The organism is uncultured Veillonella sp. (assembly GCF_963543145.1).
In the GTDB taxonomy this organism is placed as follows: domain Bacteria; phylum Bacillota; class Negativicutes; order Veillonellales; family Veillonellaceae; genus Veillonella.
In genome coordinates this window covers 52,757-72,906 of record NZ_CAUTZP010000007.1, presented here as the reverse complement: position 1 = coordinate 72,906, position 20,150 = coordinate 52,757, and the positions used below count along the sequence as shown (strand labels likewise).

Annotated in this window: 17 protein-coding genes; 8 read left to right on the top strand and 9 right to left on the bottom strand. The window is 40.8% G+C overall.

Annotated elements, in window-relative coordinates:
- The first annotated feature begins 232 nt into the window (after positions 1–232).
- Together RWZ05_RS04705 and RWZ05_RS04700 are read left to right on the top strand one after the other, a co-directional pair.
- The gene (locus tag RWZ05_RS04705) at positions 233–1,297 is read left to right on the top strand and encodes an efflux RND transporter periplasmic adaptor subunit (protein ID WP_314642630.1); all 1,065 of its coding nucleotides are present in this window, start codon (positions 233–235) and stop codon (positions 1,295–1,297) included.
- Entirely contained in the window at positions 1,294–4,356 is a 3,063-nt protein-coding gene (locus tag RWZ05_RS04700) for an efflux RND transporter permease subunit (RefSeq protein ID WP_314642627.1), read from the top strand. The genes RWZ05_RS04705 and RWZ05_RS04700 overlap by 4 nt, the downstream gene beginning before the upstream one ends.
- A 201-nt stretch (positions 4,357–4,557) precedes the next feature.
- On the opposite strand, the gene RWZ05_RS04695 is transcribed toward RWZ05_RS04700, so the two are convergent.
- The 9 genes from RWZ05_RS04695 to dnaA form a co-directional block, all read right to left on the bottom strand.
- Positions 4,558–4,875 (bottom strand): YbjQ family protein, encoded by a 318-nt coding sequence (locus RWZ05_RS04695; protein WP_314642625.1) that lies wholly within the window; start codon positions 4,873–4,875, stop codon positions 4,558–4,560.
- Between the two features lie 13 nt (positions 4,876–4,888).
- Positions 4,889–6,370, bottom strand: coding sequence for an amino acid permease (locus tag RWZ05_RS04690; protein ID WP_314642623.1), 1,482 nt, complete (start codon positions 6,368–6,370; stop codon positions 4,889–4,891).
- Between the two features lie 10 nt (positions 6,371–6,380).
- The gene (gene gyrB, locus RWZ05_RS04685; protein WP_314642621.1) at positions 6,381–8,282 is read right to left on the bottom strand and encodes a DNA topoisomerase (ATP-hydrolyzing) subunit B; all 1,902 of its coding nucleotides are present in this window, start codon (positions 8,280–8,282) and stop codon (positions 6,381–6,383) included.
- A gap of 73 nt (positions 8,283–8,355) precedes the next feature.
- The gene (locus RWZ05_RS04680) at positions 8,356–8,604 is read right to left on the bottom strand and encodes a DUF370 domain-containing protein (RefSeq protein WP_105098632.1); all 249 of its coding nucleotides are present in this window, start codon (positions 8,602–8,604) and stop codon (positions 8,356–8,358) included.
- Positions 8,605–8,617: 13 nt separating this feature from the next.
- A complete protein-coding gene (locus RWZ05_RS04675) occupies positions 8,618–9,520 on the bottom strand; it encodes a DUF721 domain-containing protein (RefSeq protein WP_314642619.1) in 903 nt (300 codons plus the stop codon).
- Complete coding sequence (recF, locus tag RWZ05_RS04670) at positions 9,507–10,607, bottom strand: DNA replication/repair protein RecF (protein ID WP_314642617.1); 1,101 nt, start codon at positions 10,605–10,607, stop codon at positions 9,507–9,509. Before recF ends, RWZ05_RS04675 begins: the two co-directional genes overlap by 14 nt.
- Positions 10,608–10,610: 3 nt before the next feature.
- A complete protein-coding gene (locus tag RWZ05_RS04665; RefSeq protein ID WP_314642615.1) occupies positions 10,611–10,844 on the bottom strand; it encodes an RNA-binding S4 domain-containing protein in 234 nt (77 codons plus the stop codon).
- 351 nt (positions 10,845–11,195) lie between these two features.
- Complete coding sequence (gene dnaN / locus RWZ05_RS04660; RefSeq protein WP_314642613.1) at positions 11,196–12,308, bottom strand: DNA polymerase III subunit beta; 1,113 nt, start codon at positions 12,306–12,308, stop codon at positions 11,196–11,198.
- A gap of 436 nt (positions 12,309–12,744) precedes the next feature.
- Positions 12,745–14,319: a chromosomal replication initiator protein DnaA gene (dnaA, locus tag RWZ05_RS04655; RefSeq protein ID WP_314642611.1), complete on the bottom strand. Its 1,575-nt coding sequence runs from the start codon at positions 14,317–14,319 to the stop codon at positions 12,745–12,747.
- 1,525 nt (positions 14,320–15,844) lie between these two features.
- Between dnaA and rpmH the strand changes: the two genes are divergently transcribed.
- From rpmH to mnmE, 6 genes are all read left to right on the top strand, one after another.
- Positions 15,845–15,979: a 50S ribosomal protein L34 gene (rpmH, locus tag RWZ05_RS04650; RefSeq protein ID WP_004692946.1), complete on the top strand. Its 135-nt coding sequence runs from the start codon at positions 15,845–15,847 to the stop codon at positions 15,977–15,979.
- A gap of 79 nt (positions 15,980–16,058) precedes the next feature.
- Positions 16,059–16,418, top strand: coding sequence for a ribonuclease P protein component (rnpA, locus tag RWZ05_RS04645; RefSeq protein ID WP_105094806.1), 360 nt, complete (start codon positions 16,059–16,061; stop codon positions 16,416–16,418).
- A 48-nt stretch (positions 16,419–16,466) separates the two neighbouring features.
- A complete protein-coding gene (gene yidD / locus RWZ05_RS04640; protein ID WP_012865047.1) occupies positions 16,467–16,688 on the top strand; it encodes a membrane protein insertion efficiency factor YidD in 222 nt (73 codons plus the stop codon).
- A 170-nt stretch (positions 16,689–16,858) separates the two neighbouring features.
- The gene (locus RWZ05_RS04635) at positions 16,859–17,527 is read left to right on the top strand and encodes a YidC/Oxa1 family membrane protein insertase (protein ID WP_314642590.1); all 669 of its coding nucleotides are present in this window, start codon (positions 16,859–16,861) and stop codon (positions 17,525–17,527) included.
- 8 nt (positions 17,528–17,535) lie between these two features.
- Positions 17,536–18,336 (top strand): RNA-binding cell elongation regulator Jag/EloR, encoded by an 801-nt coding sequence (gene jag, locus RWZ05_RS04630; RefSeq protein WP_314642588.1) that lies wholly within the window; start codon positions 17,536–17,538, stop codon positions 18,334–18,336.
- A gap of 189 nt (positions 18,337–18,525) precedes the next feature.
- Entirely contained in the window at positions 18,526–19,911 is a 1,386-nt protein-coding gene (gene mnmE, locus RWZ05_RS04625; protein WP_314642587.1) for a tRNA uridine-5-carboxymethylaminomethyl(34) synthesis GTPase MnmE, read from the top strand.
- Positions 19,912–20,150: the final 239 nt, after the last annotated feature.

Below are 20,150 nucleotides of genomic sequence, written 5' to 3'. Positions count from 1 at the left end.
TTATGTAAATAAAGTATATAATTCTTTTATTTCGGACATAAATGCTAGCTCTTTCTATTTAAATATAGTATTATTAAATTGTATAAAATATATAATCAGAATATTTTTTATTTCCTTATCGTGTGTACGTATATAAAAATATGCTAATAATACAAGTCCTATGATGTTTACTTGTAACGAATATGTTGCAGCTTTCATAGGGCTTATGTGTGGTATTAAAAGGAGAGATTCTATGAATCAACGAGTCATAGCAACCATAGGAGCCCTATTAATAGGGACTGCCGTTATAAGTGGTTGTGGATCAGAAAAGCCACCTGAGGATACAAGCCTCAAGGTACGAACCATCACCATCGGTGAAGAGTCTGGCACTACCGGCGCTGGCTATGCAGGCACCATCCATAATAAAACAGAAACAAACTTAGCCTTTCAAATTGGAGGGCGCGTGCTCAACAAATTTGTTAATGTAGGAGATTCCGTTCAAGCAGGACAAGTGATTGCTCAAATCAATAGTTCTGATACAGCGGCACAAGTGCAAAAGTCTGAAGGGGACGTAAAAGCGGCTCAATCAGCTTTCGAATTAGCAGAAACGAATGCCAAACGATACCGCGAACTCTATGCGCAACAAGCGATCAGCAGATTGCAGCTAGACCAAGCGGAAAACCAATTGAATGTGGCCTCTGCACAACTACAACAGGCACAGGCAGGCCTCAATTTGAGTAGCAATCAAAGTAGTTATACCACTTTAACAGCCCCAGATACGGGTATTATTACGGCTCTCAATCTTGAATCAGGCCAAGTGGTAGCAGCAGGTCAAAACGTCGGCACCTTAGCGGCTGGTCATGATCCGGAAGCAGTTATCGCTTTACCAGAACAAGAATTGAGTAAAATTCACGTAGGAAGCCCTGCTAACGTTACTTTCTGGGCCTTGCCAAATGTGACGGTCCAAGGTGTGGTTCGTGAAATTTCACCAGTTCCAGATCCTGTGGCGAGAACGTATACCGTAAAAATTGCCTTACAAAATCCACCTCGCGAAGTACAACTGGGCATGACCGTAAATGTTAACCTAGCCACAACGGATACTAGCAATATTACGATTCCTTTGACGGCTCTTGTGAAAGACTCGAGCGGCAACAATGCAGTCTATATCATCCGCGATAAGAAGGCTCATCTCGTGCCTATCAAAACAGGCGATTTTGGTCAAAACTCAGTGATCGTCACATCTGGTTTGACTAAAGGCGACATTGTCATCACCGCAGGTACCCAACAGTTACAAGAAGGGACGGCAGTTAGTCAATGAAACAATTTAACTTAGCCGAATGGGCCCTTAAACATAAGTCCATTATCTACTACTTCATGGCTGTGCTGCTCACCTTTGGTATCTTCTCATACAACCAAATGGGACGTATGGAGGACCCAGACTTTACGATGCGCACCATGGTGGTCGGCGTTGCTTGGCCAGGGGCTTCCCCTCAAGAAATGTCGGATCAGGTAACGGACAAACTAGAAGAAAAACTGCGCGACCTTCCAGGTGTAGATTATACGAAATCTTTTACAGATGGCAGCAAATCAGTCATTTATATTAATCTGAAAGAAAATCTACCAGCTGACAAAATCCGTCCCGCTTGGGAAGAAGCGCGGAACATGATCAACGATGAATGGAAATCACTGCCGCAAGGTGTTCAAGGCCCTACCATCAACGACAGATTTGACGATGTATACGGCATTATCTACGCCATTAGTGGCGATGAATTCTCGTACGAAGAAAAGAGACAACAAGCAGAAGACATAAAACGTCAGCTTTTATCTGTTCCAAATGTAAAAAAAATCAGCCTCATTGGGGTTCAGCAACAAACTCTTAATATAACGATTAATAAGGATAAACTATCATCCTATAAAATTAGTACACAAGAGCTATTAACGGCTATTAAACAGCAAAGTATGATGGTTCCAGCTGGTATGATTACGACGGATACAAATAATGTATATCTCCGCGTCAACGGTCTATTCGATAGTCCGCAAGCTGTACAAGATATGCCAATTCGCATCAACAATCAAACATTGCGCCTCGGCGACATGGCTGATGTAACTATGACCTACCAGGACCCTAAGGATCCTCAGTTCTACTTTGAAGGCAAGCCAGCTATAGGCATTGCCATCTCTATGGATGCAGGGGGCAATAATATTGAATTCGGTGAAGCTATCGATAAAAAACTGGCAGAATTAAAGAAAACCATTCCTGCCGGCCTCGAACTTAGTCAAGTATCGAACCAGCCTCATATTGTTAAAGAATCCATTGGCGATTTCTCTCAATCCTTATTTGAAGCCATCGCCATCGTATTGCTCGTAAGCTTTGCATCCCTTGGCTTGCGAACAGGTGTGGTCGTAGCCCTTACCATTCCAGTCGTTGTGTCTACAACGTTCATTTTGATGTATGAAAGCGGCATTTATTTACACAAGGTTAGCCTAGGTGCCCTCATCTTGGCACTGGGACTTCTTGTAGACGACGCCATCATCGTTGTAGAAATGATGAGCGTTAAGCTCGAAGAAGGTTGGGGACACTTTAAAGCAGCTACCTATGCTTACCAATCGACAGCGTTTCCTATGCTATCTGGTACGCTCATTACCTGTGCAGGCTTCTTGCCATTGGCACTAGCAGAAGGGATGGTAGCAGAATTTACAAAATCTCTATCCATCGTTGTATTTATGGCTCTCATCCTATCATGGTTTGCTTCTGTTCTTGTCAGCCCTGTGCTGGGTTATAAAATCATCGAAAACAAGGCGCCAAAACCTGAATCAGAATGGACTAAACGAGACCATATTATGCACAAGCTAAACGTGACCTTCTATGAAAAGTTTGAAAAGCTGTTACATTGGGCACTAGGTCACCATAAAGCAGTATTACTAACCACTTTAGTTATATTCGTATTATCTATACTTTCACTACCATTGATCAAACAGGAGTTTTTCCCGTCATCAACGCGTAATGAAATCATCGTGTCCATGCAGTTCCCTCAAAGCTCATCCATTGAGTACACTGCTAACCAAGCAAAGCTCATCGATGAACATTTACAAGGGGACGAACGCATCGCAACGTTCTCATCCTATATTGGACAAGGTTCACCTCGTTTCGTACTCACCTTGGAGCCTGAATTGCAACGAAACAATTTCTTACAATATGTAATCGTTACAAAATCCTTAGAGGATCGAGATGAACTCTATAATGAATTAACATCTTATTTAAACAAAGAATTCCCATCAGCTCTTGTAAATACTCAGTTTGTACAAATTGGACCTCCATCTAAGTATCCAGTGATGCTCCGCGTATCAGGTCCTGATCAAAAGGTGGTAAAAGAAATTGCAAACCAAGTAAAAGACAAAATGCAAGGCGACAAGGATTTACAGAATATAGCCTTTGACTGGCCAGATACGGAACCAGTCGCCAATATTCACATCGACCCGAACAAGGCGCGCCTACTAGGAATCGATAGCTACGCTGTATCCTTGCACTTACAAAGTCTATTATCTGGTACAAAAGCTGGTGAATATTACGAAGGGAACCAAACTATTCCTGTTACCTTCCGGTTAGGTGGCAACGAACAGCACAATTTAAGTGCCCTTTCGTCCTTACCGATTCAAACAGGCAACGGTTCCTACGTACCACTTAGCCAAATTGCGACCATTACCATGACCCAAGAAGATGGCATTATTTGGCACCGTAACATGATGCCTACCATCAGTGTTCATGCTAATGTAAAAGCTGGCGTCTTAGGCAATGCGAAAACGAAAGAGATTTATAAATCCTTACAAGATATTCGCGACTCCTTGCCTACAGGCTATACGATTGAGCTAGACGGTTCTGCTGAAAAGAGCGTCACAGCGGTTCAAAAATTAGTAAAACCAATGCCGATTATGATCTTTGTGATCATGACAATCCTCATGTTCCAATTGAAGCGTATCCCTCTCATGATAATGGCTTTACTTACTGCCCCACTAGGCCTCATCGGTGTCGTATTAGCACTCAACATTACGAGAACACCGTTAGGCTTTATGGCAATTCTAGGTATCATCGCCCTATCGGGTATGATCATTCGTAACTCCATTATCTTGTTAGACCAAATCGAAATCCACAAGGCAGAAGGCCAAGAACCTCGTGAAGCGATTATCAACTCCGCTACACTTCGTTTCCGCCCTATCATGCTCACCGCTCTCGCAGCGATTTTAGGCATGATTCCTCTTATGGGATCTGTATTCTGGAGCCCACTTGCCATCGCCTTCAGCGGCGGCTTACTAGTGGCAACGGTACTCACACTCATCGTATTGCCAGTCATGTATGCAAGCTGGTATAAGATTAAATAAGATACTATAAGGCAAAATGTAATAGAAAATCCCCCTATAAAAGTTTCTAATACTTTTATAGGGGGATTTTTCATAACTATCATATAAAAAAACAGCAGGGCTGGCACCCTGCTATTTTTCTTAGTCCCATGAATACATTGCAACTTACTTATTTTCCTTAGGATTATAGTAACAGTTATATCTAATGTAGTCTACAATCTATTAAACTACTACAGCTGTACCATTGCATGTAACCATAAGCATACCATTTTCTGCACCTACTGTGCTGTATTGGAAGGATACGCCAATAATAGCATTAGCACCCAATTTAGAAGCTCGTTTAGACATTTCATCAAGAGCTGCTTGGCGCGCATTCATCAAAGAATCTTCATAGCTGCCACTACGGCCACCAACGATGTCTCGAATACCAGACATGAAGTCTTTAACGAAGTTACGACCTTCTACTACTTCACCAAACACAATACCTTTGTACTCTTGTACAGGCTTGTTTTCTACATGCATAGTTGTTGTAATAATCATAATTCTCTCCTCATTATCTATCGAAGTCGCGGTCTAGGTTTACTTCTTTCAACGGCACAACTTTAGTTTTGTTGATGTATTTGTAACCTAAGTATAATGCGAAGAAGATTGGCAAGCCAATGTACGCAACGGATACGCCGTACCAGTCGATTGTATCGCCTGTGAAAGCAGAGTAGTTTTGACCAGCGATGATGATGACACAAAGAATGAACGCCAAGATTGGACCCACTGGGAACAACCACGCTTTATAAGGCAATTCACTAAGATCTCTACCTTGTGCAATGAAGGCACGACGGAAGCGATAGTGAGATACTGCGATACCAACCCATGCGATAAAGCCACATAGACCAGAGATATTAACAATCCATGTATAGGCTGTACCTTCGCCGATAAAGCTTGTAAGGAACGCAAATAAACCGATTGCAGTTGTTAAGATTAACGCTGGCACTGGAACGCCACGTTTATTAAGCTTAGCAAAAATTTGAGGTGCTTGACCTTCTTTAGCGAGTGCGTACAGCATGCGCGTAGAAGAATATAGACCAGAGTTACCAGCACTGAGTACGGCCGTTAAGATGACAGCATTGATAAAACTAGCAGCAAAGGCAAAACCAAAGCGGTCGAACACGAGTGTAAATGGAGAAATTGATACATTTTCTACACTAGAATTCAATAAATTTGGATCAGTGTACGGAATCAAGAAACCGATAACTATGAAAGCACCAATATAGAATAACAAGATACGCCAGAAAATAGAATTAATCGCCTTTGGCACATTCTTTTCTGGATTTTCTGCTTCACCAGCTGCTACACCGATAAGCTCAGTACCTTGAAAGGAGAAACCAGCCACCATGAAGATAGCGAGGATGGACTCCCAACCACCTACAAATGGCGCTTCCCCTATTGTCCAGTTCGTAAATCCTGGAGATGTGCCACCAATGCCAAAGATGAGCATGAAGCCACAGAAGAGGAATACGAATACGGTAATAACCTTGATGCTAGAGAACACATATTCACTTTCACCAAAGGAACGAGTCGATAAATAGTTCAAACCGAATAAAATAAGCAAGAATAAAGCAGACCATACGATGGCAGGCACATCAGGGAACCAGTATTTCATGATGAGCGCCCCTGCTAATACTTCAGCAGCCAATGTAATAGCCCAGTTAAACCAGTAGTTCCAACCTAAAGCAAAACCAAAGGCAGGGTCTACATAGCGTTTTGCATAAGTCCCGAAAGAACCAGGAATCGGCAAGTACGTAGCCATTTCCCCAAGAGAAGTCATGAGGAAGTAAACCATAATGCCAATGAGGCCATAAGCTACAAGAGCACCACCAGGGCCTGCCGTACTTACTACTTCACCACCAGCAACGAATAAGCCAGTACCGATAGCACCGCCAAGAGCGATCATATTCATATGACGCGCTTTCAGGGAACGTTTTAGATGTTGATCTTTATTAGATGTAAACTCTACGTTATTATTTTGATTATCAGCCATGGGTCACCTCTTACAAATCTAGATTACGCACGTATTTTGCGTTATCTTCGATAAATTTACGACGAGGCTCTACCTTATCACCCATGAGAACTGTAAAGATTTTATCAGCTTCGATGGAATCCTCCAAGCTAACTTGTAAAATCGTACGATTTTCAGGGTTCATTGTAGTTTCCCATAATTGTTCAGGGTTCATTTCACCTAAACCTTTGTAACGTTGAATAGTAATACCATCACGGCCTACTTCATCAAGTTTAGCAGTTAATTCCGCATCAGAGTATACATACCAGTGGGACTTACCCTTCTTAATTTGGTACAAAGGTGGTTGAGCAATGTAAATATGGCCTTGTTCTACCAATGGTTTCATATAACGGTAGAAGAATGTTAATAACAAGGTACGGATATGAGCACCGTCAACATCCGCATCGGTCATGATGATGATCTTATTATAACGGGATTTAGTAATATCGAATTCTTCCCCAATACCAGTACCGAAAGCGGTAATCATGGAGCGAATTTCGTTATTCGCCAAAATTTTATCAAGGCGTGCTTTTTCTACGTTAAGGATCTTACCACGCAATGGCAAAATCGCTTGGTAACGACGGTCACGACCTTGTTTTGCAGAACCGCCCGCAGAGTCACCTTCGACTAGATAAATTTCAGTCATAGATGTATCTTTTTCAGAGCAGTCAGCCAATTTACCAGGAAGGCTAGATACTTCTAGCGCATTTTTACGGCGAGTTAAGTCGCGGGCTTTACGAGCTGCCTCACGAGCACGGCTTGCCATCATTGCTTTTTCGATGATTTTCTTCGCATCTTGTGGATGTTCTTCAAAGAATGTTCTTAGACCATCAGATACGATAACGTCTGTAATACCTTTAACTTCACTATTGCCAAGTTTAGTTTTTGTTTGGCCTTCAAATTGAGGTTCCAAAACCTTTACAGATACAACTGCTGTTAAACCTTCACGTACGTCTTCACCAGAAAGGTTGGACTCATTTTCCTTGATAAGGCCAGATTTACGGCCATAATCATTGAGGGTACGAGTTAAGGCAGCACGGAAGCCAGAAAGATGTGTACCACCGTCAACAGTGTTGATGTTATTTACAAAGGACAACAAGTTTTCGCTGTAGCTATCGTTATATTGCAATGCTACGTCTACTACAACGTCATCTTTCGTATTTTCAATATTGATAACAGTTGGATTAACAACTTCTTTATTTTCGTTCAAGAAGGAAATGAAAGAACTCAAACCACCTTCATAGTGGAAGCTTTCAACACGAGGTTCCTCTTGGCGCAAATCGCTCAATGTAATGCGAAGGCCTTTATTAAGGAATGCCAATTCTTGTAAACGAATTTTTAATGTATCAAAGTTGAATACAGTAGTTTCAAATATTTCAGCATCTGGCTTGAAGATAACAGTAGTACCAGTACCTTCAGCTTTACCGATTTCATGTAACTCAGACGTTTTATGACCGCGAGCAAAGGAAATCTCTTGAATAATACCATTTTGAGCTACTTGAACCTTAGTCCATTCACTCAATGCATTTACCACGGAAATACCTACGCCGTGAAGACCACCAGAAACCTTATAGCCGCCACCGCCGAATTTACCACCAGCATGCAATTTTGTTAATACTAACTCTACCGCAGACATACCAGATTCATGCATCCCTGTTGGGATACCACGGCCATCATCGACAACAGTAATGCTGTTATCTGGATTGATGGACACTTCGATATGTGTAGCATAACCTGCAAGCGCTTCGTCTACAGAGTTATCTACAACTTCGTATACGAGGTGATGCAAACCGCGGACAGACGTACTACCAATGTACATCCCCGGGCGTTTACGCACCGCGTCGAGACCCTCAAGAACCTGAATATTCTGAGCGCCATAATTTTGTTCAGGCATGAAACAAACTCCTCCTAACAATCTATCACACTGTACTCGATTGAAATGTAACAACACATGTACAGAATAAATCTTATCTCTTTATTATACTATAAAACTCATCAATTCGTCTCATTAAAGTCTTAATGCTAATACCAGATCCATATACGCAATCATCAGTGACCACATAGGTCTTGATTTGCTCCTCTGGTACCATGGCGATATACTCTAAGCTTTCATAGTGATGAATAGGACTTTTATGGGATTTTCCGCCCTTGGCATGCACCATAGTAATAATAGATTCGATAGGCACGGAAACAGTATCCCCAATATGAACGTACATAGGAATGCCTCCTCTACTTTTCTAATGTCCCATTTAATGAATCGATTTTGCGCTGTTCTTCTTCAGCAAGGAATTTTGATCGATATTTGTTACACAAATTAATAACGTGCTGATCCGTCAGCTCATCAGGCTTCTTGTGAGTGATGAGCATAGCCACCATATACATATGACGGCGATTGATAGATCCTTTATAAATTTTATCTAAGTAAAAGTATATAGATTCCCGCATGGCTTCTGCAAAGTCTGGGAAGGTACACTGTATAAACTGCTGACAGTCGCTATATTTAAAGTACGGATACTTTCTAATGACCGCCTTAATGTCCTTAATATGAGCGCGATGCAATTCATATTCGCAAGTGGGACAGATTTCTTTTTTAGATTCCATGTGCATGCCACATCGACCGCAACGATGATAGCCATGCTGCTCTAAATAGATTTCACGCTTTCGTGCCGTAATTTGTACCTTTCTGAAAGCAGCCTTTAATTCTTCATTGTCCGTTTGCTCCAATGATTTATCGATGGCGTCTACGTCTTCTTTTGAAAGCACGATATCTGCGAAATTAATACGTTTCGTAATCATCGGTTCATCAGGTAATGAAATCGATGTATCAGTATTTGCTTTCACATAGCTCTGACGTTTCATGATAAAGCGAATATCGGTGATGACCTCTTGGTGGTAATACTTGTTAATGGCCTCAATGATGCGCCGTTTTTGCATCTGTAGTTCCTGCATCCACATGGAATTATCTGCACTGATAACCATGTCTGGAGGCTTGATAGACACAATTTTCGTATGGTCCGCAATAACATCGCCCACTACATGACGCCACTTGTGAACAAGGGTATTTAATTTATATTGTTCTAGTAAATTCAGTTCTGCTAAGGCCTTTGGTAAACAAAGATCAAGGCTGTCCATACTGAACCTTTCCCCCTTCACAAGAAATAAATTGAACCGATTTCAAATCTTTAAAATCGTGAATATCTGTAGTCGTAATAAATGTTTGAATACGTTTATGAATAAACTGCAATAAATTCGCTCGTCTCGATTCATCAAGTTCGCTCAATACATCATCTAGTAGTAGAACTGGATATTCCCCAACCTCGGACTTGATAAACTCAAGCTCACTTAATTTTAAGGACAATACAGCAGTTCGTTGCTGCCCTTGGGATCCAAATTTCTTTAAATCCATCGCATCGGAAAAGAATCGTAAATCATCGCGGTGAGGACCTACGCTAGTAGTCATCCGATGACGATCCTGCGGCAACGCTGCTTTAATGCGCTCGTAAAAGCCTTCTTTGGTGTATTCTAAAGAACCATTGTCCATATAAGGCTGTTCATAACCAATGGTTAAATTCTCGAGGCCACCTGTTAGTTTACGATTCATTAAATCGATAAGAAGGTTGATTTTCTTCAAGCTCTCTAACCGCTTCTTTACGATAAAGCTCGCTATATCTGCTAGCTGCAAATCCCATTCTTCAAGAGGAATATTTTGTTTACCTCTATATTCCTTAAGAACTGCATTTCGTTGCTGCAACAACCGATTATACTGCATCAACTGATGATAGTATGTAGCACTAGTCTGAGATATTTCCATATCTAGAAACCGTCTACGTCCCGATGGAGCTCCCTTGATGAGCTGTAAATCTTCTGGACAGAAGATAACTGTATTTAAGGTACCAATCAGTTCCTTTTGGGATATTTTTGTATCGTTTAACCGAATATCCTTGGCCCCTTGGCGGAATAACTTAATATTTACCTTTTGAGGGGTATCCTTTTTCTCGAACTTAACCACAATGCCTGCTTCCTCAGCATTGAACATGAGCATGTCCGATGTATCGTTTGTACGATGGCTTTTACCAATAGTACCTACATAGATGGATTCTAGGATATTCGTCTTCCCAGCCCCATTGGTGCCATGAAGAACGATAATCTCCGGATTGAACTGAATCTGTACATCCTTGTAATTACGAAACTGGAATAATTGCAGTGAGTCAATTCTCACCGATTATGCCTCCTCTTGAGTAATCACCAGATCTACATCGAGACCTTCGCAAGAAATCACGTCCCCAACGCGGCACTTCTTGCGTTTTTCTGTCACAACTTGACCATTCAACGTAAGGATGCCTTCATCGATAAAGGATTTAATTTGACCACCTGTTTCGATAATGCCTTCTAACTTCAACAACTGATCAATTTGGATGTACTCTGTATGAATGGGTACCTGCTGCTTATCTTTCATAACGTCCTCCTATAGTGGACAAATTATAACTATATGGTAATTAGGTAACGATGACTTTTAATCATCATTATCTAATAAAAATATGTATATTAATTCATAAAATATACATAATATTAATATTATTTATTAATTAGTACCAGAGTCCAGGTCGCTCGCTGAGCATTTTCCTTCGGAAAATTGCACGCTCCGACCAAAGTGATGTGTGGATATCTCTGAGTCCAGTTCCTCACTGTGAATTTTCTTTAGGCTACGTTGTAGCCTAGAAAATTTTACGTTCGGAACAAAGCGATGCAGTGTCCCTGTCGTCGCAAGCTCCTCCATTGACTACTGCCCTGCTTTTACTTTTTACTTTTAAGAATTTGTACGGACTGGTGTTACTACGTATGTATAGTTCGGATTATTGTCTTGGCGAATGACAACTGGACCATTTTGTTTTAAGAACAAGTGAATGTTATCGCCTGTACTGTGGCGCAAGATGTCGGAGATGTAGCGACCGTTGAAGGAGATTGTGAATGGTGTACCTTTAAATTCAACAGCTACTTCTTCTTTAGCCATACCGATTTCAGTATTTTGAGTAGACAATGTTACATTGCTTTCAGCCCAATCATAACGAATTACGTTATAGCTGATGTCTTTAGCCAATAAGGATACGCGGTCAACGGCACCAGCGAATTCGCGACGGTCGATAACTGCACTAGAGTCGAATTGGGAAGGAATTACCTTTTCATATTCTGGGTATGTGCCTTCGATCAAACGAGAAATAATGTAAATAGATTCAAAGTTGAATACGATTTGTGTGCGATTCCAAATGATGTTGATCATCGCTGGATTATCTGTTGGTAACAAACGAGATACTTCAGCCAAAGTTTTTGTTGGAATGATAGCGCGCATTGGCGTAGTTGCTGGTTCATCGATAGTAATTTTCTTAACAGCCATGCGATGTGTATCAGTAGCAACCATTGTTACTTCATTTTCTTTAATTTCTAGAAGAGCACCAGTAAACACAGGACGATCTTCGTCTGTTGCAGCTGCGTAGTTTGTTAAATCGATGAGTTCTTTCATAGCAAAGCTATCGATGTTTACATGATCTTGATCGTGAATTTGTTCTACTAAAGAGAAATCATCTGGATGTAATGTTACGAGGTTGAATTCGGAAGAACCAGATGTGATTGTTAAAGAATTGCCATCCTCTGGTTTGTAAAGTTCGATGGTATCGCCAGGTAATTTTCGAATTAATTCTTGGAAATAGCGGGAACCAACCACTAATGTACCTGGTTCTTTGATGTCACCGTCGATAGTTAAACGAATACCGAGTTCAAAATCGTTACCTTGTAATTCTACTTGACCATTTTTTGTAGTCATGTAGATAGCGCCAGGTAAGTTGGAGCTTGTTTTATTTTGAGATACCTTTTGCAATACATTGATTGCTTTTTGGAGATTTGCTTTTGGGAATGTAATATGCATAGTTACTCCTTTTGTAAAAGTTGTACTGATTTCTATAATTTTATGTTTGTTATTAATTGCTTGTTATTAACTAACTACTTTATGTTTCTTAATTATTTATGTTTCTACTTATATTGTTTGTAATTACTATTTCCATATATTGTAGAAGCACTAATTATTAAGTCTTGTTTGTAATATTCTATGTTTGCTACCGTAGATGCTCTATAGATATTCTACGATAGATCTGTTTCTACTGGTTTTTTGATTGTTTGTTAGTTTTAGTAGTAGTAATAGTAGGGGTCTGTTCATATGTGTAAAAGTGAATTGGCGCCACTATCTGTGCGAATTTTGGGCTGTATATAACTATGTTGATAGTCTGTACCTACTTATCCACATATTCACAGCAAAGTGCGAGTTTTAGGATATCCACAAAGTTATACACCATCTATCCACAGAGTTATCCACAGGTTGTTAATTTCTGTTTAATTTCTGCTACTATGCGTTTAGTTTCTTCGTTTTTTTCAATTTCCTTCGTAATTTTATCGTACGCATGGAGAATTGTTGTATGGTCACGAGAGAACGCAGCTGCAATTTGCGGATAACTTTCGTTGATCATATCGCGGCATAAATACATGGCAATTTGGCGTGGGAATGCGAATTGAGCCTTACGCTTTTTGCCGAGCAAGTCTTGCTTTTTAATATTGAAATAAGAACTTACAAAATTCTGGATGCTTTCAATATTAACCATGTTCACCTCTTCTGTGTGAACGAGGCCAGCCAAGGCTTGTTTTGTATATTCTAGGTCGATAGATTCAAGACGTTGATCGATGGATGCGGTGCCGATTAATTTGGTGAAAGCCCCTTGCAACACGCGGACGTTTTCGCTAAATTGAAGCGCCACGTAGTTGATGGAGTCGTTATCGATGCGGATAACGCGATTTTTCTTATATTCTCGTTCCAGTAAAGATCTAAAGATGGCAATGCGCGTTTCTAAATCTGGATTTTCCATGGTTGCAATGTAGCCAGCCTGGAACCGAGAACGGAGACGATCTTCGAATTGCTCCATATCGTTTGGCATCGTATCTGAAGTAAGGACGATTTGTTTGTTGTTATTTAATAACTCATTGAACGTATTAAATAGCTCAGTTTTCGTACTTTCACGACTTTCAAGGAACTGAATATCGTCAATCATGAGTACGTCGATATTGCGGAATGTGTTACGGAATAATTTACCTTGGTTACGCTGCAATGTTTCGACGAAAATGTTCATAAAGTTTTCGCTCGTAATGGACATAACCTTCATGTGTGGATGATTTTCTTTGATGGCGTTGCCAATGGCGTGCATCAAATGCGTTTTACCGAGGCCTGATGGGCCGTAGATAAAGAGCGGATTATAGTCGCCCCCTGGGAACTCAGCTACATTTTGAGCTGCCCCAAATGGAATGCGGTTGGCGTTACCCGTTACATAATTGTCAAAACGGTACGCTGGATTAAGGTTGGATAAAGACAAATCCACAGGTACATTGTCAGACTGTAACGTTGGTGTAACTTCTGCTGTTTTAGGAGGCGCTACCATTGGTTCATCTGGAATTTCCACAGGTGCTGGTGTGCGGTCGATATAGACAGGCTCTTGATAGATTGGTTTGTAGAACTCATCTTGATGCGATTTCTCCTCTACCACTGGCGGTAATGGCATCGGTGGCGCCACTACAGGAGCATCATCAATGAGACTTTCATCAACAAAGGTAGTATCTACGCTCTCTTGATTGAAATCAAATAACACCATATCCCGATGGGAACCAATAACGGTAGTAATAGCATCTTGTAAAGCCTTGCTAATCTGCGGTTGCTGATCGATTAAGTTTTTAACAAATGTTTGCATGACCCCAATATGGATCGAATGACTGTCGAGAGACATGGGAATCAACGATGCGGTGACGCGCAAGTACAACGCGTCAGGCAAATGTTGCATGTTCTTTTTCGCCTCTTGCAATATATGTTCCCATATAGTATTCAAATCAAATGATTGCATGACGTGCCTCTTGTGTATAACTATTGCGATAAATGTGTATAACTTTAGGAATAATGTGTATAACTATTGTAAAAGCTGTGGAAAACCATAGTATTCTTGTGAATAACCTGTGCACAACCTGTGAATAAATGAAAATAAAATTCTCTTCCAACCAGATAATAACTGACTTTATAGATTACACAGGTCAAAAGAGAAAAAATGTGGATAACTTTAAAAATTATCCAACAAAAACTTATAAAAATATATACTTTTTCCTAATTTCAGTTATGATTGTACCAAAAAATCACTAGTTTGTCATTTATTCTGTGGATAACTTTTGATTATCTGAAGGAAAAATGTTAATAACTCAGTAATTACCTCATCATTTGTTCATCAATTACTTTTGGGGGAGGACTGAAAACTACTTTTATCGCTCCATACGACACGTAAGTCACTCAAAAAGTAGTTTTCAGTCCCCTCTTCCTATAAGATAATTTTTATGATTACAATACACATAAATGAAAAAGTAATTGATGAACATAACAACACCAACCTTCAGATAATCAAAACTAAATAATCAATAAAAATGACAAACTAGTGATTTTTCTAAGAAGGAGTAGTAGGTGTTATAGTAGTCATTAGAATATGTTAGGAGCAGGAATAGATGTGGATTTTTGACCGAAACGTGTCGTATGGAGGGAGAAAACCACATCTATTCCTCCCTTCTTCCAAGCAGAGATCAAAACGTAAATTTTCCAATATATAAAAGATTAGAATGTGAGTTCTTGTGTTGCTGATAATTGATGTTACGTTTACATCGTGTAGTGGTGTGTAAGGTGAGATTAGGGTTTACTTAGGGAGGGAATATAGGGTCCTTTTGAGCGACTTTACGCGTCGTATGGAGCGATAAAGGAGCCCTATATTCCTCCCCCTGGAAACGTAACATCAATTTTCCCTTCTCCTTCAAGAGATTAAAAGGTAAAATTTGTTAAATCTTAGATCCGTATTCTGAAAGACTTTTATTGATTTGCTATAAAACTGATACTACTTTTTATACTGGTGGTAGATATTATAGTAGTCATTAGAATATGTTAGGAGCAGGAATAGATGTGGATTTTTGACCGAAACGTGTCGTATGGAGGGAGAAAACCACATCTATTCCTCCCTTCTTCCAAGCAGAGATCAAAACGTAAATTTTCCAATATATAAAAGATTAGAATGTGAGTTCTTGTGTTGCTGATAATTGATGTTACGTTTACATCGTGTAGTGGTGTGTAAGGTGAGATTAGGGTTTACTTAGGGAGGGAATATAGGGTCCTTTTGAGCGACTTTACGCGTCGTATGGAGCGATAAAGGAGCCCTATATTCCTCCCCCTGGAAACGTAACATCAATTGCTAGATGAAATGTGTGATAGAATTATTACAGAAATACAAGAACTCACAAGTAGAATGCCTTTATTATATTGACAAATTTACGTTTTAACTCTATAATTACCCTGTTATGGTATAAGTAAAACAATACAAATGACGAGGAGGTGTTTTACTAATGAAACGTACTTACCAACCAAATACTCTTTGGAGAAAACGTACCCATGGTTTCCGTGAACGCATGAAAACTATCGGTGGCCGTCTCGTTTTAAAAAGAAGACGTGCAAAAGGCAGAAAACGCTTATCTGCATAATATAATAGCTGTTAGGCAGGAGAAAAAACTTGGCGCTGCTGCCAAGTTTTTCTATTCTTAGGACTTAAGGACAATGCATATGGATTATTGCCTCGATAAAGCAAGACGACTGACGCACAATAATGAATATCGCCTTGTGTATAAGCACGGTAAATACGAAGTAGGCCGTATGTGTGTACTCTATCGTATGCCCGTGGCGAAGCAATCGACTCGCATTGGTTTTGTAACAGGCAAAAAGGTTGGTTGTGCAGTGGAGCGCAACCGAGCTAGACGCCTTATGAAAGAGGTGTATCGCCTCAATCAACATTCCATTCGCGAAGGGTATCATATCGTAATTGTTGGACGTGGCCCTCTGAAAAACGCTACCTACGAAAAAGCGGAAAAGGAGATTTTGTATCTCTTGCGAAAAAGCAAATTATTGGTACAAAATGATAAATAGGACCACAAGTTAGAGGCTTTGGTCCTTTTTGTGTATATGGAGATTTGTATGAAACGCTGTATAACAATGCTTTTACGACTTTTAATTAGGTTCTATCAGCTTGCCATATCTCCCTTAAAACCTGGATGTTGCCGTTATTATCCGACATGTTCCACATATACTCTACAGGCTATCGAAAAATATGGTCCTTTGAAAGGTAGCTGGATGGGTTTAAAACGCATTCTTCGCTGTCATCCTTTCCATAAGGGTGGCTACGATCCAGTTCCCTAACCTACTTGGGCTTAGGCTGGTTATGTGTTTTGTGAAAGCAACTTTCACCATCACCATTTAGCACAGATTTGGAAATACCTGAGCATCTGTATGGATGAAATTTAGACCATACCATAACGATATATAGATGCGCAAAGGACGATTTCGGACTGTATGAAAAAGGAGAAACAATGGAATTTTTAAGTAGTATATTCCAACCTATCGTTAATTTAATGAGTTCTTTGGTAACCTATGCGTTCGAATTAACTCAAATGGTAGGCTATCCAAGCTACGGTGTGGCTATTATCCTTTTAACAATCTTCATTAAAGCGATTTTAGCACCACTTACTGTTAAACAAATTAAATCCATGAAGGCTATGCAAGAGTTACAGCCTCGCATGCAAGAATTGCAGAACAAACACAAAAATGATCCTGCAAAACTGCAAGCTGAAATGGGTGCATTGTACAAAGAAATGGGCGTTAACCCATTAGCTGGCTGCTTGCCTCTATTGGTTCAAATGCCATTCTTGATCGCTATCTTCTACGCTTTACAAAGCTATCCATACGATCAAAACTATGTACAATTCTTATGGCTCCCTAGCCTTGGCGAACCAGATCCATTGTACATTTTGCCAGTATTGAGTGCGGTGTCCACTTGGATTATGTCTAAACAAACTGGTAGCAGTGCAACTGGTGCTGCTGCGCAACAACAAAAGATTATGACAATCTTTATGCCTTTATTCATTGGTTACATTTCCCTTAACTTCCCTTCTGGTTTAGTTATTTACTGGATCGTATCCAATGTGTTCCAATTTGTGCAACAACATTTCATTTACAAAAGCTTAGAAGCTAAGAAATAGGAGACACTATGGAATTTATCGATGTATCTGCTAAAACCATTGAAGATGCCATTGCCAAAGGTGTAGCTCAATTGGCTGAAGATGGCCAAGAATTGGTTGAAACTAAGGTCTTAGAACAACCTTCTAATGGCTTCTTGGGCATTGGTCGTAAACCAGCAGTTGTGCGCTTATTCTTCACAGCTATGGCAAAAACTGCTACAGTGGCAGAAGTAGCTCAAGCAGAAGAACAATCTGTAGCTGTTGCTTCCGAGCCGGTTGCAACGACTGAAACAGAAGTGCAAGACACAGCAGCTGTGGAAACTTTTGATGAAGAAGTAGAAGAAAAACCTTTTAAAAAGGAACTTTCAAAAGAAGACCAACAAGCAATTGCTGAAAAAGGTAAACAATTCCTAGATGATATGTTTACTCAAATGGGCCTCAAAGTAGTTATCGAAAAAATGATAACGAAAGATAAAATTACATTCCAAGTACACGGCGAAGAGCTAGGTATTTTGATCGGTAAACATGGTCAAACATTGGATGCTATCCAATACTTAACGAATCTCGTGGCTCACAAGGATGTATCCAGCCACTGCCACATCGTTGTAGATGTGGAAAATTACCGTTCTCGCCGAGAAGAAACATTGGTGAATCTCGCGAAACGCTTGGCTTCTAAAGTGAAACGCAACCGTCAAAAGGTTTCCTTAGAACCGATGAATGCTTTTGAACGTAAAATCATTCATACTGCCCTTCAAGGGGATAAAAACGTTGTTACTAACAGTGAAGGGGACGAACCATTCCGTCACGTTGTAATTACGTACAAAAAATAAAATATAGAGATGCAGCTTTCAAGTAACTGAGCCTATCGGTTGCTTGAGGGCTGTCCTCTTTATTCTTTAGGTTATGGTGAAAGCTAACCTAAGTTAATCTTCGCATGCAAAGATTAGTTTAGTTTAACTTTCACAGGCGAAGAACATATACAAAAGCAAATAATAGATAATCGAAATACGGAGATATTTATGTATATAGATGATACAATAGCGGCCATTGCGACACCGCCCGGCATTGGCGGGGTTGGTATTATTCGTGTTAGCGGCAAGGATAGTTTTCCTATTGTAAATAGCCTGTTCAAGAGCGCTGGCACCGTGCCTTTGATGGACCGCCAAAATAGAACGATTCAATACGGAACCATTGTGGATCCTACGACGAACAAGACCATCGACGAGGTTCTTGTGTTATTAATGAAAGGTCCTCATTCTTACACGGCAGAGGATGTGGTAGAAATTCAATGTCACGGCGGTATTGTGCCGGTTCGACAAATCTTGAAACTCCTCGTAAACCACGATGTGCGCATGGCAGAGGCCGGCGAATTTACGAAGCGTGCTTTTATGAACGGCCGCATCGACCTCACCCAAGCGGAGGCGATTATTGATATTATTGAAGCAAAAACGGAAGACTCCCTCTCCCTCGCTGTGGCGCAGCTGGACGGGACCGTTTCGTCCTTTGTAAAAGATGTGCGAGAACAGCTCATCGCCATGATTGCTCATTTAGAGGTAACTATCGACTATCCTGAGGAGGATATTGAGGACGTAACGAGCCAAGAGGTTCGTGAACAGCTAGAGCCTATTTTGAAAGCCATGGATGAACTTTTATCCACAGCGAATACGGGCCGCCTCATTCGGGATGGCATTACGACGGTTATTGTAGGTCGTCCAAATGCAGGTAAATCGAGCCTTATGAACGCTCTCTTGCATGAAAACCGCGCCATTGTAACGGATATTCCAGGTACGACCAGGGACAGTATTGAAGAATATATGACTGTAGAAGGCATTTCTCTGCGTCTTATCGATACGGCAGGTATTCGGGACACACAAGATACGGTGGAAGCCCTAGGAGTGGAACGTGCTCGCGATTATATCAACAAAGCGGACATCGTTCTCTGCGTTATCGACGGGTCTACTCCATTAACCCCTGAAGAAATCGAAATTTTGACCTCTGTCAGCGGTTTGAACACCATCGTACTCCTTAATAAGTCCGATGTGGCCCAAGTCGTTACAGACGGAAATATTAAAGAACACGGTACCTTTACAGCTATCGAACGCATCAGTGCCAAAGAAGGCGAAGGATCTGCAGTTCTCTCTAAATGGGTGCAAGAACTCGTCTACGGCGGTCGCGTAAAACAAGACAACAGCGCCATGATCAGTAACGTGCGCCACATTAGCCTTATGGAACAAGCAAAGGCACAAGTGGAACAAGCCCTCTCCTCTATCGACATGGGCATGCCTGTAGACTTTGTCGCTACCGACCTGCGTAGCGCCTGGGAACTACTTGGGGACATCACGGGCGACACCATCCGAGAATCTATGATCGACGAACTATTCAGTCGCTTCTGTTTGGGTAAATAAAGTAGGGTGTGAGCTAACAGAGGAGCATTAGCGACGATGGGAGCCACACATCACTTTGGTCGGAGCGTGCAATTTTCCGAAGGAAAATGCTCAGCGAGCGACCTGGACTTTGTGCTAAACCCACACATCACTTTGTTCCGAATGTAAAATTTTCTAGGCTACAACGTAGCCTAAAGAAAATTCACAGTGAGGAACTGGACTCAGAGATAGCCACACATCACTTTGGTCGGAGCGTGCAA

Excerpts from the sequence above, each read along its gene's own strand:
- RWZ05_RS04705 (WP_314642630.1), top strand. The coding sequence starts at position 233 with ATGAATCAACGAGTCATAGCAACCATAGGAGCCCTATTAATAGGGACT.
- RWZ05_RS04700 (WP_314642627.1), top strand. The coding sequence starts at position 1,294 with ATGAAACAATTTAACTTAGCCGAATGGGCCCTTAAACATAAGTCCATT.
- RWZ05_RS04695 (WP_314642625.1), bottom strand. The coding sequence starts at position 4,875 with ATGATTATTACAACAACTATGCATGTAGAAAACAAGCCTGTACAAGAG.
- RWZ05_RS04690 (WP_314642623.1), bottom strand. The coding sequence starts at position 6,370 with ATGGCTGATAATCAAAATAATAACGTAGAGTTTACATCTAATAAAGAT.
- gyrB (WP_314642621.1), bottom strand. The coding sequence starts at position 8,282 with ATGCCTGAACAAAATTATGGCGCTCAGAATATTCAGGTTCTTGAGGGT.
- RWZ05_RS04680 (WP_105098632.1), bottom strand. The coding sequence starts at position 8,604 with ATGTACGTTCATATTGGGGATACTGTTTCCGTGCCTATCGAATCTATT.
- RWZ05_RS04675 (WP_314642619.1), bottom strand. The coding sequence starts at position 9,520 with ATGGACAGCCTTGATCTTTGTTTACCAAAGGCCTTAGCAGAACTGAAT.
- RWZ05_RS04665 (WP_314642615.1), bottom strand. The coding sequence starts at position 10,844 with ATGAAAGATAAGCAGCAGGTACCCATTCATACAGAGTACATCCAAATT.
- dnaN (WP_314642613.1), bottom strand. The coding sequence starts at position 12,308 with ATGCATATTACATTCCCAAAAGCAAATCTCCAAAAAGCAATCAATGTA.
- dnaA (WP_314642611.1), bottom strand. The coding sequence starts at position 14,319 with ATGCAATCATTTGATTTGAATACTATATGGGAACATATATTGCAAGAG.
- rpmH (WP_004692946.1), top strand. The coding sequence starts at position 15,845 with ATGAAACGTACTTACCAACCAAATACTCTTTGGAGAAAACGTACCCAT.
- rnpA (WP_105094806.1), top strand. The coding sequence starts at position 16,059 with ATGGATTATTGCCTCGATAAAGCAAGACGACTGACGCACAATAATGAA.
- yidD (WP_012865047.1), top strand. The coding sequence starts at position 16,467 with ATGAAACGCTGTATAACAATGCTTTTACGACTTTTAATTAGGTTCTAT.
- RWZ05_RS04635 (WP_314642590.1), top strand. The coding sequence starts at position 16,859 with ATGGAATTTTTAAGTAGTATATTCCAACCTATCGTTAATTTAATGAGT.
- jag (WP_314642588.1), top strand. The coding sequence starts at position 17,536 with ATGGAATTTATCGATGTATCTGCTAAAACCATTGAAGATGCCATTGCC.
- mnmE (WP_314642587.1), top strand. The coding sequence starts at position 18,526 with ATGTATATAGATGATACAATAGCGGCCATTGCGACACCGCCCGGCATT.